13 protein-coding genes are annotated in these 16,375 nt (G+C 72.9%); 6 read left to right on the top strand and 7 right to left on the bottom strand.

The window, feature by feature from the left end:
• A complete protein-coding gene (locus V1634_RS15750) occupies positions 1-1,632 on the top strand; it encodes an ABC transporter permease subunit (RefSeq protein WP_331208558.1) in 1,632 nt (543 codons plus the stop codon).
• A gap of 97 nt (positions 1,633-1,729) precedes the next feature.
• Positions 1,730-2,512 (top strand): ABC transporter permease, encoded by a 783-nt coding sequence (locus V1634_RS15755; RefSeq protein ID WP_331208559.1) that lies wholly within the window; start codon positions 1,730-1,732, stop codon positions 2,510-2,512.
• 99 nt (positions 2,513-2,611) lie between these two features.
• Here V1634_RS15755 and V1634_RS15760 read toward each other — a convergent pair whose 3' ends face one another.
• Positions 2,612-3,355 (bottom strand): ArsR/SmtB family transcription factor, encoded by a 744-nt coding sequence (locus V1634_RS15760; RefSeq protein WP_331208560.1) that lies wholly within the window; start codon positions 3,353-3,355, stop codon positions 2,612-2,614.
• A 125-nt stretch (positions 3,356-3,480) separates the two neighbouring features.
• On the opposite strand from V1634_RS15760, the gene V1634_RS15765 reads away from it, so the two are divergent.
• The gene (locus V1634_RS15765; protein WP_331208561.1) at positions 3,481-4,722 is read left to right on the top strand and encodes an MFS transporter; all 1,242 of its coding nucleotides are present in this window, start codon (positions 3,481-3,483) and stop codon (positions 4,720-4,722) included.
• A 17-nt stretch (positions 4,723-4,739) separates the two neighbouring features.
• Here V1634_RS15765 and V1634_RS15770 read toward each other — a convergent pair whose 3' ends face one another.
• The 4 genes from V1634_RS15770 to V1634_RS15785 all read right to left on the bottom strand — a co-directional run bounded on the left by V1634_RS15770 (position 4,740) and on the right by V1634_RS15785 (position 9,331).
• On the bottom strand, positions 4,740-6,401 hold the full coding sequence (locus V1634_RS15770) for an extracellular solute-binding protein (RefSeq protein ID WP_331208562.1): 1,662 nt from the start codon (positions 6,399-6,401) through the stop codon (positions 4,740-4,742).
• 52 nt (positions 6,402-6,453) lie between these two features.
• Positions 6,454-7,350 carry a carbohydrate ABC transporter permease gene (locus V1634_RS15775; RefSeq protein ID WP_331208563.1) on the bottom strand — a complete coding sequence of 299 codons (897 nt, stop codon included), beginning with the start codon at positions 7,348-7,350 and terminating at the stop codon, positions 6,454-6,456.
• Positions 7,347-8,255 carry an ABC transporter permease gene (locus V1634_RS15780; protein WP_331208564.1) on the bottom strand — a complete coding sequence of 303 codons (909 nt, stop codon included), beginning with the start codon at positions 8,253-8,255 and terminating at the stop codon, positions 7,347-7,349. Before V1634_RS15780 ends, V1634_RS15775 begins: the two co-directional genes overlap by 4 nt.
• A 206-nt stretch (positions 8,256-8,461) precedes the next feature.
• Complete coding sequence (locus V1634_RS15785; protein ID WP_331208565.1) at positions 8,462-9,331, bottom strand: NAD(P)-dependent oxidoreductase; 870 nt, start codon at positions 9,329-9,331, stop codon at positions 8,462-8,464.
• Positions 9,332-9,759: 428 nt separating this feature from the next.
• On the opposite strand from V1634_RS15785, the gene V1634_RS15790 reads away from it, so the two are divergent.
• The 3 genes from V1634_RS15790 to V1634_RS15800 all read left to right on the top strand — a co-directional run bounded on the left by V1634_RS15790 (position 9,760) and on the right by V1634_RS15800 (position 14,594).
• Positions 9,760-10,824, top strand: coding sequence for a glycoside hydrolase family 43 protein (locus tag V1634_RS15790; RefSeq protein WP_331208566.1), 1,065 nt, complete (start codon positions 9,760-9,762; stop codon positions 10,822-10,824).
• 189 nt (positions 10,825-11,013) lie between these two features.
• Entirely contained in the window at positions 11,014-13,713 is a 2,700-nt protein-coding gene (locus V1634_RS15795) for a helix-turn-helix transcriptional regulator (RefSeq protein ID WP_331208567.1), read from the top strand.
• Positions 13,714-13,715: 2 nt separating this feature from the next.
• Positions 13,716-14,594, top strand: coding sequence for an alpha/beta fold hydrolase (locus V1634_RS15800; RefSeq protein WP_331208568.1), 879 nt, complete (start codon positions 13,716-13,718; stop codon positions 14,592-14,594).
• Between the two features lie 185 nt (positions 14,595-14,779).
• Here the strand turns inward: V1634_RS15800 and V1634_RS15805 are convergent, their stop codons facing one another.
• Both V1634_RS15805 and V1634_RS15810 read right to left on the bottom strand, forming a co-directional pair.
• On the bottom strand, positions 14,780-15,637 hold the full coding sequence (locus V1634_RS15805) for a nickel/cobalt transporter (RefSeq protein ID WP_331208569.1): 858 nt from the start codon (positions 15,635-15,637) through the stop codon (positions 14,780-14,782).
• The gene (locus V1634_RS15810; RefSeq protein WP_331208570.1) at positions 15,634-16,308 is read right to left on the bottom strand and encodes a hypothetical protein; all 675 of its coding nucleotides are present in this window, start codon (positions 16,306-16,308) and stop codon (positions 15,634-15,636) included. The genes V1634_RS15805 and V1634_RS15810 overlap by 4 nt, the downstream gene beginning before the upstream one ends.
• Positions 16,309-16,375 lie beyond the last annotated feature (67 nt).

Raw genomic sequence — 16,375 nt, forward strand, 5'->3', positions numbered from 1 at the left:
ATGACCGTGACGGCACCGCCCGGAACCGACCCGGGCACCTCCGGCAGCCGCCTCGGCGCTCCCGGCGTCGGCTTCGGCCGGCTGGTCCGGGCCGAGTGGACCAAGCTGCGGTCGGTACCCCGGTGGGGGCTGATCATGCTGGCGGCGGTCGGCCTGACGATCCTCGTCTCGCTGCTGAGCGCGTCGAGCAGTTCCTTCCAGGCGAGCCCGGCGGCTTCGCCGCCGATCGGGCCGGACGGCGGGCAGGTGATGGACACGTTCCGGTTCGTGCACCAGCCGCTGACCGGTGACGGCACGATCACCGCCCGGGTACGCGGGCTGACCGCGGTCGAGGGTCCGCGCCATCCGTGGGCCAAGGCCGGCGTCATGGTCAAGGACGGCACCACCCCCGGCGCCCGGTACGCGGCGATGCTCTACACCCCCGGGCACGGGGTCCGCTGGCAGACCAACTTCGTGGTGGACTCCGCCGGCGGTATCACCGGTGGTGAGCCGTGGCTCCGGCTGACCCGCGCGGGCGGCACCGTCACCGGGTACGAGTCGACGGACGGCACCGCCTGGCGCGAGGTCGGCAGCGTCGAACTGGCCGGACTGCCGGCCACGGCCGAGGTGGGGATCTTCGTCGCCTCACCGCACGCGGACCGGGTCGAGCGGCAGTTCAACGGCACGTCGGTGAGTTCCACCCCGACCTGGAGCACGGCCCGGTTCGACAACGTCGGCGTCCGGTCGGCCACCGGGCAGCAGCCGGCGAACTGGACCGACGAGGCGATCGGGATGGCCGAGCAGCGCAAGCCCGGCGTGCCCGGCGGCGGTCGGGTCGCGCCCGAAGCGCCCGAAGGACCCGAAGGACCCGACACACCCGCCGGGCTCGACGGCCCGGCGATCCCGCCGGCCGCCCTGGTCAGCGGTGTGCCGGACGCCGCCGGGGCCAGTACGGTGACCGGCACCGGTGACGTCGCGCCGCGCGCCGTCGACGAGGACCTGACCCGGATGAGCCTGAGCGGGGCGCTGATCGGGCTCATGCCGATCGTCGCCCTCGGCGCGCTGTTCATCACCGCCGAGTACCGCCGGGGCATGATCCGGACGACGTTCGCGGCGAGCCCTCGGCGGAGCCGGGTGGTGCTGGCGAAAGCCGTGGTGGTGGCCGGGGTGACGTTCCTGGTCGGCCTCGTCACCTGTGTCACCGCGTTCCTGGTCACCCAGCCCAGCCAGCGGGACAGCGGGTTCGTGCCGCCGCTCTTCCCGGACCGGTCGCTGACGGACTGGCCGGTGGCCCGGGCGGTGGTCGGCACCGCGCTGGTGCTGGCCCTGGTCGCGGCCTTCAGCCTGGCGCTCGGCGCGATCCTGCGGCGCAGCGCCGGAGCGATCACCCTGGTCGTCCTGCTGATGGTGCTGCCGCAGATGGTCGCCGGTGCGCTGCCGCTGACCGCCGCGCGGTGGATGATGCGGCTGCTGCCCTCCGCCGGCTTCTCGATCCAGCAGACGAACCCCCGGTACGCGCACGTCTCCACGGTCTGCCTGCCGGAAACCGGCTGCCTGCCGGACAGCCCCTGGCTGGGCCTGGCCGTGCTCGCCGGATACGTCGCGGTGGCGGTGGCCGCCGCATGCTGGCTCGTCCGGAGGCGGGACGCATGACCGGGCGGCACGGGGCGGCGGGCCGGCGGGTGACCGGGCAGGACAGGACAGCGCCGGGATGCGCGACCGGACACGACGTACGTCGCCGGGAGCGGACGTGACGGCCCGGGCGGAGTGGACGAAGCTGCGTACCCTGCCGAGCACCGCCTGGCTGCTGCTGGCGCTGGTGGTCGCCACAGTGCTGTTCAGCGCGCTCTCGGTGTCGGCGGTCGACACCGCCCGGTGCCCGTCGCCGGCCGAGTGCTTCGAGGACACCACCCGGGTCAGCCTGTGGGGGGTCCGGGTGGCTCAGCTCGCGGTGGTGGTGCTCGCCGTGCTGGCGGTGACGAACGAGTACGCCAGCGGCCTGATCGCCACGACGCTGGCCGCGAACCCACGCCGCGGCGCGGTGCTGGCGGCCAAGGCGGGCGTGGTCACCGCCCTGGTGCTGGCCGCCGCCGTGCCGGGGGTGCTCGGCTCGCTGCTGGTCGGCCGGTTGATCCTGCCGGGCAACGGGTTCAGCGCGGCCAACGGCTATCCGCCGCCCTCGCTGCTCGACGAGCCGACGCTGCGCGCCGTGACCGGTACCGTGCTCTACCTCGGCCTGGTCGCCCTGCTCGCGGTCGGCGTCGGCACGGCGCTGCGGGACACTGCCGGGGCGATCGTGGCCGTACTCGTCCTGCTGTTCAGCGCTCCGGTGCTGGTGCAGTTGATCGGCGACCCGAAGTGGCAGCACCGGCTGGAGAAGGCGGCGCCGATGACGTCCGGGCTGGCCGTGCAGGCCACCACCGCGCTGGAGCGGCAGCCGATCGGGCCGTGGGCCGGGCTTGGCGTACTGGCGGTCTGGGCCGGTGCCGCCCTGCTCGCCGGTGCGCTGCTGTTCCGGTACCGGGACGCCTGAGCCGGGCTCCGCACCGGGGCGGGGGAGGGGTCCGGGCACCGCACGGGGGTGTCCGGACCCTCCGGCGAGCCGTCCGCTGCCGCCGCCCGCGTCGGTGGGTCAGCGCCCGGGCTGGCTGTCGGCAGGTGGAGCGGGGAAGTCGGGTAGCAGGGCGGGGAGTCTCCGGGCACCCCTGCCGGTGAGTGTCAGGACGCGCTCGCCGTCCTGGCGGCGTACCAGTCCGTCGGCGACGAGCGCGTCGAGCACCTCGGCGCCGAGTACCCCGCCGAGGTGCGGCAGCCGGTGGTTCCGGTCGAGGCAGGCGGTGGCGAGTTTGCGACGCCCTGGCCGTACGGCGTCGAGGTCGACGCCGAGGTCACGAAAGGCGCTCGGGTCCGGGCCGAGCCGCAACTCGTCGTGCTGCCCGTCCGGCGGCAGCAGGGCGCCCCGCCGGACCAGGGCGGCGAAGACCGCGACGCCCAGCCGGCCGGCGCAGTGGTCGTAGCAGGTGCGGGCGGTCTCGGCCGGCGACGGCGGCCGGGCGGGTCGCGGGCCGGGGATGTCCCCGCGGCCGTGCCGGGCCAGCGCGGTGAGCACCTCGGCGGTGTCCGGGCTGGCCAGCCGGTAGACCACGTGCCGGCCGCGCTGCTGCACGGCGACCAGTCCCCGGGCGCGCAGCCGGGCCAGGTGGTTGCCGAGCCGTGGCGGGCTGACCCGCAGCGCGTCGGCGAGCTGGGTCATCGTGTGTGGACCCTCGACGGCCAGCAGTTGCAGGGCGGTCAGCCGGACCGGGTCGGCGAGTTCGCGGGCCAGCGAGGTGGCGGCGGCCAGCGTCGGGTCGTCGGGATCCACCCAGCCGGTCATGCCGCGTCCCCTCCTCCGCTCCGTAGCGGCAGTCTAACACCATTCATGATCTCCTGAACTCCGGTTGCGGGCCAGCTCGACCCTGGCTACCTTCACCTTTCAGGATTGGCTGAAGGGTGGTTAACGTGTCGGCTACCGTGGTCGCGAGCGGCCCAGGGACGGACGAGGTGACCGCCAGCGGGCTGCGCAGGCTGCTCTGGGGCCGGGGCGTCGCGGCGCTCGGCGACGGCATGTGGTTCACCATCTGGGCGCTCTATCTCACCCGGATCGTCGGGATCCCCACCGGGACCGTCGGCGTCGGCATGGCGGTCGCCGCCGCCTTCGGCCTCGCGGCGGCCGTACCGCTCGGCGCCCTCGCCGACCGGCACGACCCGCGCCGGGTACTGGTGGCGATCGCGGCGGTCCGGACCGTCGGCATGGCCGGCTACCTCCTGGTGGACGGGGTCTGGAGCTTCCTCGTCGTCACCGTCGCCTTCGTGGCGCTCGCCAACGGCGGCAGCGCGGTCCGTACCGCCCTGGTGGCGGCGCTGGTGCGCGACAACCGGGCACGGGTGCGGGAACTGGCCCGGCAACGGGTCGCCCAGCACGTCGGGTACGCCGCCGGTGCCGGTCTCGGCGCCGCCGTACTCGCGGTGGACCGACCCGTCGGCTACACGGCCGCCATCGCCGTCAACGCGGTCACCTTCGCGGTCTTCGGGATCGTCGCCGCCACCGTCCCCGGCCGACGGGCCGGCGGCCCGACCCGTCCGGTCCGGGCGAACGTCCGGGCCGCCGTCGGCGACCTGCCGTACGTCGGCGTCAGCACCGCCGTCGCGCTCTTCTCGCTCTGCTGGGCGATGCTCTCCACCGGGCTGCCGATCTGGATCGCGGAGTCGACCCGACTGCCGCTCGCGCTCAGCGGCATCGTGGTGGTGATCAGCTCCGTCGGCATCGCCGTCGGACAGGTGCCGGCGACCCGGCTCGCCCGCACACCGGCCTCGGCCACCCGGACGGCCGTCTGCTCGGGCGTCGCGCTGGCGGCGAGCTGCCTGCTGCTGGCCACCACGGCCGGCGGGGCCGGACCGGTGGCGGTCGCCGTCGTGGTGGTCGCGGCGGTGGCGCACCTCGCCGGTGAACTCGGGTACGTCGCGTCGAGCTGGACCCTGTCGCTGGGGCTGGCCCGGGAGCGGGCACTCGGCGCGTACCAGGGGTTGGCCGAGGCGGCCACGGCGACGGTGCAGATCTTCGGACCCGCCCTGTTCACCCTCGCCGTCGGCACGTACGGCACCGTCGGCTGGCTCCTCGTCGCCGCGATCTTCCTGATCGCCGCGGCGCTGCTTCCGGTGCTCGTCCGACGGGCTCTGCGCGACCGCCCGGTCAACCCCTGACCACCGCTTCGCCGACCCTAGTCGCTGCTGTTGGCGATCGCCTCCTCGAACTCGCCCCGCACCTTGTCGCCGCCGGTGCTGCGCCACTGCTTGACGACCTCGCCCCAGGCCGAGACGGGCTTGCGCCCGCTGAGGATGTCCATCTGGGCGTCGTTGACGATCGTGCCGAGCTGCCCGGACCGCCGGGACCAGGCGTCGGAGAAGAGCCCGAGGGTCGGGTCCTTGACCGCGGTCGGGATGATCGACTTCTGGTACTCGTACGACTTCCGGGTGGCCGCCGCCTCACCGGGTACGAAGATCACGTCGGGGGCGTCCACGATGTAGCGGATCCCGAGTACCGTCTGGGTCACCCCGGCCTGGGTCAGCTCCGGCCCGCCGCCGGTCATCCGGTAGTGCACCCCGGCGACGCCGTACCGGCGCAGCAGCCACTCCTCGGTGCCGAACGGCGCGGCCAGCCAGTTGCAGACCTTCAGCAGCGCCCGGATCCGCCCCTCGTCGGCCTTCTTGAACGCGGTGAAGTTGTTGGTCGCCGGAGCCTGCCAGGTGGCCGCGAACCCGCCGCCGCCGTGCAGGGGCGGCCGCATCCCGCCGATGTCGAAATCCGGCCCGGCGATGTTCTCCGCGTAGAACTGCGGCCAGGCGGTGTACCGGTCCGTGATCATCAGCGCGCTGCCCGCGTTGAACCACTTCTTCGTCGGCGCGTTGTTGGTGAAGCTGTCCGGATGCACCACGCCGTCCTTGACCAGCCGGGCGGTGTCGGCGAGCGCCTGGGTGAACTCCTCGCTCTCGTACGCGCTGACCAGCCCGCCGCCCTCCAGCTTCCACCGCCACGGGTTGCCGAGCATCTGCCGGACGAAGTCGAGCGGTGCCTGGGCCAGCGCCCAGCGGTTCGCCCGGGCGTCGGTGACCTTGCGGCAGACGTCCCGGAACTCGGCGAAGCTGCCCGGCTGGAGGTCGGCGCCGAGCTGCTTGAACAGGTCGTCCCGGCGCATCAGCAGGGTGCCGCCGATGCCTCGGGGTACCGGCAGGCCGTAGATGCCGCCGTTGTAACGGCAGTCCCGCCACGCCTCGGTGGGCAGGTTGGCCAGGAACGGGTACTCCTGCACCGCTTCGCCGGAGAGGTACGGGCTGAGGTCCTGGCACTTGGCGGCGAGCCAGGCCGGCAGGTTGGCGGTACCGGCGGGGAGCCCGTTCGGGGTGAACAGCGCCGGCACGATGACGTCCGGCAGGTCGTCCCCGGCGACCAGGGTGGCGAACTTGGTCGGCATGTCCGGGTTCGGCACGATGGTCAACCGCAGGTCCACGCCGAGCCGGCGGTTCATCTCCTGCCAGAACGGGTTCTGTCCGACCGCCGGCGGCACCGGCGAGTTGGTCAGGACGAAGGCGGAGAACTCGCCGCCGTCGCCGGGCGGACCGTCGGTCGCCTTCACCGGCGGCTCCGGATACTTCAGGAAGGCGTCCAGCAGACCCTGCCGGTTGCCCTTCAGGTCCGGGGTGACCCCGGTGTACGGAAGGTAGTTCGGCAGTCTGGCCGAGCCGCTGGCCCTGTTCCGGTCGCCGCCGGTGGCGGTGCCGCCCTCGCCGCAGCCGGCGAGCAGGCCGGGGGTGGCGACCATGGCGGCGGTACCGAGCGCGCCGGTGAGAAATTGTCGGCGTCCAATCGCCGGTTGACTGGTCATCGTTGCTCCTTGGCGTAACGCCTGCGGGAATCGGGGGAGGAGGAGCGGTTTTTCAGCCCTTGACCGCGCCGATCAGCACACCCTTCGTGAAATGCCGCTGCACGAAGGGATAGACGACGAGGACAGGGACGATGGAGAGCACCAGGATGGCCATCTGGATCGCCTCCTGGGGCGGCAGCGCCGCGCCGGCCGCGCCGAGCTGGTCGACGCCGAGCTGGGTCTGGTTGACCACGTACGTCCGCAGCACGAGCTGCAACGGCCACTTCGCGGTGTCGTTCAGGTAGAGCAGGGCGCTGAAGAACGCGTTCCAGTACGCCACCGCGTAGAAGAGGCCGATGACCGCCAGCACGGCCCTGCTCAGCGGCAGGACGATCCGGAACAGGATGGCGACGTCACCGGCACCGTCCATCCGGGCACTGTCGATCACCTCCCTGGGCAGGTCCATGAAGAAGGCCCGCAGGATGATCACGTTGAACGCGTTGACCGCGACCGGCAGGATCAGCGCCCAGTAGCTGTCCAGCAACCCGAGACTCTTCACCACCAGATAGCTCGGGATGATTCCCGGGGCGAAGAGCAGGGCGAAGAGCACGACCATCAGCAGCGGCCGGTGCGCCACCGACCGGGGACGGCTGAGGCCGTACGCCAGCAGGATCGTGGTGGCCATGCTCAACGCCGTACCGGCGACGGTGACGAAGACGCTGACCAGGGTCGCCCGGGTCACCACCCCACCGGAGAGGATCGCGGAGTACGCGGCGAAGCTGACCTCGTCCGGGACGAGCACGAAACCGCCGTCCCGGGTGATCTGCTCGTGCGTGGCGAGGCTGGTCGAGACGATCCCCAGGAAGGGTACGACCACCGCCGCACAGCAGACCGCCAGCACGACGCCCTTCAACGCGCGTACCGGCCGGGACGCGGCGGGGACACCCGCGGTGGTGGCCCGGTTGCTCATCGCTGGTAGACCCCCTGCTCTCCGAAGCGGTGCGCGAGCCGGTTGGCACCGAGCACCAGGAGCAGCCCGACCATGCCCTTGACCAGCCCGACGGCGGCGCTGACTCCCCAGTCACCGGCGAGGATGCCGTTGTTGTAGACGTACGTGTCGAGCACCTCGCTGGCGTCCGCTCCGACCGCCGCCTGCTGGAGCACGATCTGCTCGAAGCCGACGGTGAGCGCGTCACCGAGCCGCAGGATCAGCAGCAGCACGATCAGCCCGCGCAGGCCGGGCAGGGTGATGTGCCACAGTTGCCGCCAGCGGGTCGCACCGTCCACCGCGGACGCCTCGTAGAGCGTGCCGTCGATCCGGGACAGTGCGGCCAGGAAGAGGATCGTCGCCCAGCCGGCGTCCTTCCAGAGCACCTGGCCGGTGACCAGGGCGAAGAAGGCGTCCGGATTGCTGACGATGCTGACCGTGCCGAGGTCGTGGTCCCGGAGGAAGTTGTTGAGCAGGCCGCCGTCGCCGAGCAGCTGCATGAAGATCGCCACCACGATGACCCAGGAGAGGAAGTGCGGCAGATAGAGGACGCTCTGCACGGTCCGCTTGAGCCGCTCGGACATCAGGCTGTCCAGCAGCAGCGCGAGGGCGATCGGGGCGGGGAAGACGACCAGCACCTGGAGCAGGGTGATGATCAGGGTGTTGGTCAGCGCGTTCAGGAATGCCGGGTCGCCGTTGACGATGATCTGGAAGTTCGCCAGCCCGGTCCACGGGCTGTCGAGAATCCCGACGTACGGCTGGTAGTCCTTGAACGCGATGACGTTGCCGAGCCACGGTAGATAGTGGAACGTCAGCAGGAGCGCGACCCCGGGAAGTGCGGCGAGCAGCAGGACGCGGTCCCGCCGTATCCGTTCCCACCACGACAAGCCGGCCCACCCCATTCAGTACCGCCGGAGGCGACGCGTGAACACGATGGATCGCGACAGTTCCGGAAGTCGGCTGTTACATCCGGGTAAACCTAGAGTCACCCCTGTAGAGCGTCAAGACACGAATCGATGCCATCGGCACCACCTGCCGAGCGGAGGGTGGACCCGCCCGGAGGCAGTGCCCGGCAGCGGATCGTGGCGGCCGCTCAGTGCTGGAGTGCCCGGGCCAGTACCGTGACGTCCTCGTCGCCGAGCCCGTGCTCGACGGCCCGCTGCCACTGTGCGGCCAGGCTGTTCGCCACCGGGAACCGGTCGATGTCGACCTCGTGGAGCGCCAGGTTGACGTCCTTGAGCCCGAGGGAGAGCGAGTACTGCGCCGAGTACTCGTCCCGGCCGATCCGTTCGAGCTTCTCCGCCGCCCAGGGCGAGACCAGCGGGCTGCCCTGTAACGCGCCGAGCACCGCCGCCCGGTCCAGGCCGAGAGAGTGTCCGAGCGCCAACGCTTCGGCGATTCCCTCGGCCAGGAAGGCGAGCAGCATGTTGTTGACCAGCTTGAGCCGGGAGCCGGCGCCGACCGGGCCGGCCCAGACGGTCCGCTGCCCGAGCGCGTCGAAGACCGGGGCGATCCGCTCCCGGGCCGGCTCCGGGCCGGAGGCGAGGACCACCAGTTGACGCCGCTGCGCCGGGCCACGGCTGCCGGCCACCGGTGCGTCCAGCAGGATCACGTCCGGACGCTGCTCGCGGACCAGCCCGGCGATCCGCTCGGTGTCGGAGACTCCGATGGTGCTCATCTGGGCCCAGATCGCGCCCTCGGCCATCGCGGCCAGCATGCCCTGGTCGATCGCGACGGATCGGACGGCGTCCGCGTCCGTCACCATCGTGATCACCACGTCGGCCCCGCGTGCCGCGTCGGCGGGGCTGTCGGCGACCTCGGCCCCCTGCTCGCCGAGGTGCTGGGCCGGTCCCGGCCGGCGGTTCCAGACGACGGTCGGCAGGCCGGCCCGGACGAGGTTGGCCGCCATCGGCTGACCCATGCCGCCCAGCCCGAGTACGGCCACCCGCTGCGTCTGCGCCATCGGTGCTTCCCCCCGGTTACAACTGTCCCCGTGCGGCAGCGTAGGCGACCGCGCGGCGCCGTCGACCCGGAATCGGGCCGACTCGTCCTGCCGCTGGCACGGTCGCGGCCGCCCGACGGGCGACATGGTTCCGGCCGGCGGATCAGAATTTCGTGTGAGCGTTCACAAAGGTCGGTCCAGATGCCGCCGACGTCCGTCGCTAACCGAAGCGGTCGTCATACGTTTTACCTGCTGAGACTCCTCGGGTAACCGGTAAGACAGAGAATCGAAACCTTGACATGAATCCATGTGAGCGCTCACAGTAGGCTGACCCGTGGCAGTCACCGGGCACGTCGACCGTCGGTGGAGACACCGTCAGCGCGCGCCCGGGTCGGTCTGGTGCGGCAGCCCACTCGTTCCTGGACGCAGGCCCCAAGGAAGGAACCGCGATGATCACGATCCACAGACGGAAGACGGCGCGACGGCTGCTGACCACCGCCGTCGTCGCCGTGCTCGTGTCGGCCCTGGGCGCGACCGTCCCCGCCTCCCCGGCGCTCGCCGCGCCCGGACCGTCGTTCACCAACCCCCTCGTCGGGGCGCCCAACAGCGCGGACCCGTCGATCGTCTACACCAACGGCAACTGGTACTACATCGCCACGACCTGGTCCTCGCGAATCGTCATGCGCACCTCCTCCACGATGGCCGGGTTGAAGAACGCGCCCGAGCGGACGGTGTTCACCCTCGCCCCCGGGCCCGGCTGCTGCACGATGTGGGCGCCGGACATCCAGTGGATCGACAACCGGTGGTACATCTACTTCTCCGCCGAGGCCTCCCCGGGCCAGGGCGAGCGCCGGACCGGCGTGCTGGAGAGCAACGGCACCGACCCGCTCGGGCCGTACACCTATCGGGGCATCCTGAACCTGGAGCCCAACAACGGGTGGGCGATCGACGGCAGCGTGGTCCGGTTCAACGGCTACGTGAACCACTTCGTCTACTCCGCGTTCCGGGGCGGGGAACAGGGGTTGTTCATCGCCCCGATGTCGTCGCCGACCCAGGTCTCCCGCAACGGCGTACGGATCTCGTCCCCGACGCTGTCCTGGGAGCGGCAGGGCGGCGCGGTCAACGAGGGCCCGTACGCCGTGTACAACGGCGGCAGGACATTCCTGACGTACTCGGCGAGTTCCTGCAACACGCCCGACTACAAGCTCGGCACGCTGACCTGGACCGGCGGCGACCCGATGTCGGCCAGCTCGTGGACGAAGCGGTCGACCCCGATCTTCCAGCGCAGCGACGCCAACGGCGTCTACGGCCCGGGCCACGCCTCCTTCACCAGGTCACCGGATGGCGCGGAGACCTGGATCGTCTACCACGCCAACTCCTCGGCCAGCCAGGGCTGCGGCACCACCCGCACCACCCGGGCGCAGAAGATCGGCTGGAACTCCGACGGCACCCCCAACCCCGGCGTCCCGGTCCGCACCGGCACCACGATCGCCGGGCCCTCCGGCGACTCGTAACCGCCAGCACGACCCGCTGGGACGCCTTCACCACGAGGGCGTCCCAGCACGGCTCGTCCGCGACCGAGCCCACGGGCCGGCGAGGTGGGCGACGGCGCACCGGTGCGGGCGTGGACCCGTCACCATCACGAGCCGGTCGCCACGGTCGCGCCGAGGCGAGCTGACCTGCGGGTCCTACAGTGGGTGCTTGTGCTTTACGGAAGATCTGCCGAGCTGAGCAGGCTCGACGAGGTGATCGTGCGGGCTCGCGACGGCTCCGGCGGCGCGGTGGTGTTGCGGGGCGAGGCGGGCGTGGGCAAGACCGCCCTGCTCGACGCGGCGGCCGCGCGAGCTGGCGCGATGCGCGTGCTGCGGACCACCGGGATCGAGCCCGAGTCCGACCTCGCGTTCGCGGCGCTGCACCAGGTGCTGTGGCCGGTGGCCGACTCCCTCGACGCGCTGCCCGAACCGCAGCGCGACGCGGTGAGCGCGGCCCTGGGCCTAGCCGCAGGCGGTGTCGGGGACCGGTTCCTCCTTGGCGCGGGCGTCCTCTCGCTGCTGGCCGAGGCCGCCGCGCCGGACGGGCTGATCTGCGTGGTCGACGACTTCCAGTGGGTCGACCGGGCCTCGGCCGACGCGCTGCTGTTCGCCGCGAGGCGGCTGGGGACGGAACGGATCGCGATGTTGTTCGCCGTGCGCGGCGACGTTCCGGTCAGGGGCGTGCCGCTGACCGTGGACGTACCCGGCCTGCCCGAGCCCGCAGCGGCCGAGCTGCTGGAGTCCCGCTACGGCCTGCTGCCCGCCCGGGTGGCGCGGGAACTCGGCACGCTGACCGGCGGGAACCCGCTCGCCCTGGGTGAGATAGCCGCCCGCCTGACGTCCGCGCAGCTTGCCGGGCGCGAACCGCTGCCCGACCCGCTGCCCGGCGGCGCCCGACTCTTCGGTGACCGGGTGGCCGCGTTGTCCGGCCCCGCTCGGCTGGTCGCCCTGATCGCCGCCGTGGAGGCCGACCTCGATCAGATCCTGCGCGCCGCCGACCGGTTGTTCGCCGAGGAAGCGCTGCGGTCCGGCGAAACGGAGGCGTGGGCCGCGCGGGCGGCGTTGGCTGAGCTGGAGGCGACCGGGCTGGCCGGGATGTCGGGCACGAGCGTGCGCTTCCGGCACCCGCTCATCCGGTCCGCGGTGCACGAGGAGGCCGCTCCCGCCGACGTCCGCCGGGTGCACGCCGTACTCGCGGAGCTGACCGAGAGTGACCGTCGCGCCTGGCACCTGGCCGGAGCCGCCCTGGGCCGGGACGAGCGGGCCGCCGCCGCACTGGTGGTCGCGGCGGATCGGGCGCGCGACCGCGGCGGGTACGGCAGCGCCGCCACGGCCCTCGCCAGAGCCGCCGAGCTGACCCCCGAGCCGCGCGCCCGTGCCGCCCGGCTGAAGGACGCCGCCGTCGCGGCCTGGCTCGGCGGTCGCGCGGGCCAGGCGGAGTCGCTGCTGGCCGAGGCGCGCGAGCAGGCCGGCGGGGACGCCGTCCTCGCCATGGAGATCGCCCAGCTTCGGGGCCGGTTCGAGCTGAACTCGGGCAACGCCGCCGAAGCCGTACGGATCCTGGCGGCTGGTGAGAGTCTGGACATGCTGGCGGACGCCACGGAGGCGGCTTCGTACGTCGGCGACACGTCGGCGATCGTGCAGCTCGGCCGGAGGGCAGCGGCGCACCCCGAGGGCTTCCTGCGGGACGCGGTGGCCGGGATCGGGCTGACGCTGGACGGCGATGCCGCCGGGCCGGGCCTGCTGCGGCGGGCGCTGGCGCGGGTCGGCGAACTGGAGGACGCGGCGGGGTACCTGTGGGCGACGGCCGCGGCCAGCTACCTGGGGGAGTCGGACCTGGCTACCGAGCTGGCCACCCGGGCCGGACAGGTGGCCAGGACGTCGGGAATGACCGGGCAGCTTCCCGTCGTACTGGAGTTCGTGGCAACGGCCGAGCGCATCGCCGGGCAGCTCGCACGCAGTCAGGCCATCTCCGAGGAGGGCCTGACGCTGGCCCGGGAGGCCGGGTACGACAACACGGTCGCCGCGCACCTGGCCAACCTGGCGGTACTGGCGGCGCTGCGTGGCGAGGAGGAATCCTGCGACCGGCATGCCCGGGAGGCGCTGGCCATCGCCATCCCGCACCGGGTGGGTCTGCGCGCGGGAGTGGCCGCGTACGCGCTGGCGCTGCTCGACCTCTGCCTGGGCCGCTACGCCGCGGCACACGACCGTTTCACCGCCATCGCCGCGGCGGGGCCGGGTGCCGGGCATCCGACAGTGGTGTGGCGGACGGCGCCGGACCGCGTCGAGGCCGCCGTCGGCGCGGGTGACGAGGCGGGCGCGCGGGCGGCGCTGGCCGGGTACGAGCGGTGGTCGGCGCACGCCGCGACTCCCGAGTCACGCGCGCTGCTGGCCCGCTGCCGGGGCCTGGCCACCTCGTCCGAGGACGCCTTCGGCGAGGCGCTACGGCTGCACACCAACCCGTTCGAGGCGGCCAGGACGGCTCTGCTGCTCGGTGAACGCCTGCGTCGCGCGCAGCGACCAACCGAGGCGCGGGCGCACCTGCGGATGGCGTGGGAGACGTTCGAACGGGCGGGCGCGCGACCGTGGGCGCGGCGCGCGCAGGACGAACTGCGGGCGGCGGGCGAGAGCGGGCAGGCCCCGCCCTCGGCCGTGCTCGACGTGCTGACGCCGCAGGAGCTGCGCATCGCGGACCTGGTCGCCGACGGGCTGTCGAGCAAGCAGATCGCCGCTGCGCTCTTCCTCAGCCCGCGTACGGTCGAGTACCACCTGTACAAGATCTATCCGAAGCTGGGCATCAGCTCCCGTACGGACCTGGTGCGACTAGTAGTTCTACAGAAGGCGCCCGTAGCGGAAGACGACATGCTGTGAGCATGCATGACGTAAACATCTGGAGCGAGGAGTTCGGCGCCGAGACGGACGCGCCGATCCTGTTGATCATGGGCTCGATGTCCCAGGGCATCCTGTGGCAGGACGAGTTCGTCGGCCGCCTGACCGCCGGAGGCCGCCGGGTGATCCGGTACGACCACCGTGATACCGGCATGTCCGGCACCGTCGACTTCGCGGCGGAGCCGTACACCTGGGACGACATCAAGAACGACGTGTACCGGGTCATGGACGCCCACGGCGTGGAGAGCGCGCACCTGGTCGGCCACTCGGCGGGCGGGCTGCTCGGCCAACTCGTCGCCGTGGAGCGGCCGGAGCGGGTACGGTCGCTGACCGTCATCGCTTCCTCGCCACTCGGCGGCGGCGAGGGCCAGGTGCTCGTCCGGGCCCTGACCGGGCAACCGCAGCCGGCGGGGAGCCTGCCCGGGCCGGCGCCGGAGTTCGTGGCCTTCTACCGCGCGCTGATGGCCGCCCCGCCGCCGGAGGACCGGCGCGCGCGGATCGACGGCATGATCGCCGAGCAACGGGTACTGCACGGCACCGGACTGCCGTTCGACGAGGACGCGGCGCGCCTGCTACAGGAGCGGATCTACGACCGGGCCCGCGACCTGTCGGCAGTGGCCAACCACCGGCTGGCCGCGATGGCCAATCCCGACTTCGAGCCGGTGGGGGTGCTGGACCAGGTGAAGGCGCCCACGCTGGTCATCGAGGGCAGCCACGAGCCGGTCAAACCGGGCCACGGCGCGGTCATCGCCGAGCAGATCCCGGATGCCCGGCTGATGGTCGTGGCGGGCATGGGACACACGCTGCCGCCCGAGGTGCACGAGGAGTTGGCCGCCGCCATCCTCGCGCACGCGGCCGGGTGACCTGTCCCGGCGCGGTCCGCCGCCCGCTCGCACAACCGTGATCCGGCCGTCCGACCGCCCGTCGGTGGTCACGCTGGCGACGTCGACCTCGCGTACCGGCGTGCGCCGGTACCCGGAAAGGCGCGCACCCGGCCACCGGCGTCCCAGAGCGCGATCGCCGGCGGAAGTGCGGCGTACACGTCGGATCAGCCGGTCAGCACCGAGAGGGCGGCGACCAGGTAGAGGCAGCCGCCGAGACCCACCGCGATCCCGGCGACCGCCGGCAGCCAGGCTGCGGCGGTCGCCGCCACCGGCCAGCGCCGGACCGTACCGGTCAGCAGTGCGACGCCGCGGATGGTGAGCACTCCGACCCCGGTCAGGGTGCCGGCCATCCCGATGCCGAACGCGAGCACCAGGACGAGTGCGTCCAGGGCCCGACCGGTCAGCAGGCCGCTGACCAGCACCAGGAACGCGGAGGGCGAGGGCAGCAGCCCGCCGGAGAGCGCCAGCAGGGTCAGCCCGCGCCGGGACCACGGATCGGTCGGCGCCGGTACGTCGTGCCGATGCCCGTGCCCGTGCCCGTGCCCGTGCCCGTGCCCGTGCGCATGATCGGGTGCCGGGACGGTTCCGTGCCCGTGCCCGACGAGGACCTGACTGTGGCTGTGGTCGTGGCTGTGGCCGTGGCCGTGGCTGTGCGGCATACCGCCGCCGCGCAGGTGTCGCCAGCTCAGGTGTGCGCCGACGCCGATCACCAGCAGTCCGGCCGCCACCTGCATCCACGCCGTCAGTGTCTTGGTGCCGAGGCTCGCGGCGCCGCTGAGTCCCACCCAGGCGAGCGCCAGCACCAGGACCGAGAGGGTGTGCATCGCCGCCACGATCACGCCGAGCCGGACGGCGTCGCGATAGCGTCCCCGGGTGCCGACCAGGTACGCCGCCGTCACGCTCTTGCCGTGGCCCGGGGCGACCGCGTGGGCGGCGCCGACCCCGAGCGCCACCACCAGGGCGAGCCAGAAGACTCCCCGGCCGTCGAAGAGGGCGACCAACCGGCCCTCGAAACCGGTCACGACCGGCTCCGGGCGCGCCGACGCAGCCGTACCGCGACCAGCCCGGCGACCCCGACGAGCAGGGCGGCGGCGACACCGGCCAGGGTGGTTACGGTGCTGGTCGGCAGCCCGCCCGCGCCGGGCGTGAACCGTACCCGACGGGTCTGCTCGGCGGCGGTGAAGAGCGTCCGGTCCGGCGCCGCCGGGGTCTGGCTGGTGAGCATCGTCCGGTACGCCTCGTTGAGGTCGGTCAGCGCGCCGACGGTGACGTCGAGGTCGACCACCTCCGCCGGGCAGTCGAAGACGAGCCGGGCGCCCTCGTCGAGCAGCCGGTCGAGGGTGTCGAGCCGGCCCGGGCACGGGACGCCGCCCTGCCGCACCGCGATCCGCTCCAGCAGGTAGTCGTGCACCCGGGGCGAGCGCTGGAGCTTCTGCTCCCCGGTCAGGTCGGTCGCGACGGCGCCGAGCGCCGGGTCCTCGAAGGCGCCGAGGGACTGGCCGAGCGCCACCCAGTCGTCCTCGGCGGCGAGCCAGGCGATGTCGACGCGGGAGCCGTGCACGCTGATCCGTGCGGTGGAGGGCGGGCCGAACGGGTGCGCGGCGGCCGGGGTGGCCGGGACGGCGAGCGCGGCGAGCACGGCCAGGCCGGTCAGGCCGAGCGCGACGGCCGGCGACGGGAAGCGGGCGTTCAAGGAGTCTCCTGACGTACGAACCGGGCCCGGACCACCGCCACGCGGCGACGGTCCGGGCCGGGCGGGA

This window comes from Plantactinospora veratri, assembly GCF_036421995.1.
In the GTDB taxonomy this organism is placed as follows: Bacteria; Actinomycetota; Actinomycetes; order Mycobacteriales; family Micromonosporaceae; genus Plantactinospora; species Plantactinospora veratri.

Bases quoted from the DNA above. Each gene is read 5' to 3' on its own strand.
- V1634_RS15750 (WP_331208558.1), top strand. From the start codon at position 1: ATGACCGTGACGGCACCGCCCGGAACCGACCCGGGCACCTCCGGCAGC.
- V1634_RS15760 (WP_331208560.1), bottom strand. From the start codon at position 3,355: ATGACCGGCTGGGTGGATCCCGACGACCCGACGCTGGCCGCCGCCACC.
- V1634_RS15770 (WP_331208562.1), bottom strand. From the start codon at position 6,401: ATGACCAGTCAACCGGCGATTGGACGCCGACAATTTCTCACCGGCGCG.
- V1634_RS15775 (WP_331208563.1), bottom strand. From the start codon at position 7,350: ATGAGCAACCGGGCCACCACCGCGGGTGTCCCCGCCGCGTCCCGGCCG.
- V1634_RS15785 (WP_331208565.1), bottom strand. From the start codon at position 9,331: ATGGCGCAGACGCAGCGGGTGGCCGTACTCGGGCTGGGCGGCATGGGT.
- V1634_RS15790 (WP_331208566.1), top strand. From the start codon at position 9,760: ATGATCACGATCCACAGACGGAAGACGGCGCGACGGCTGCTGACCACC.
- V1634_RS15800 (WP_331208568.1), top strand. From the start codon at position 13,716: ATGCATGACGTAAACATCTGGAGCGAGGAGTTCGGCGCCGAGACGGAC.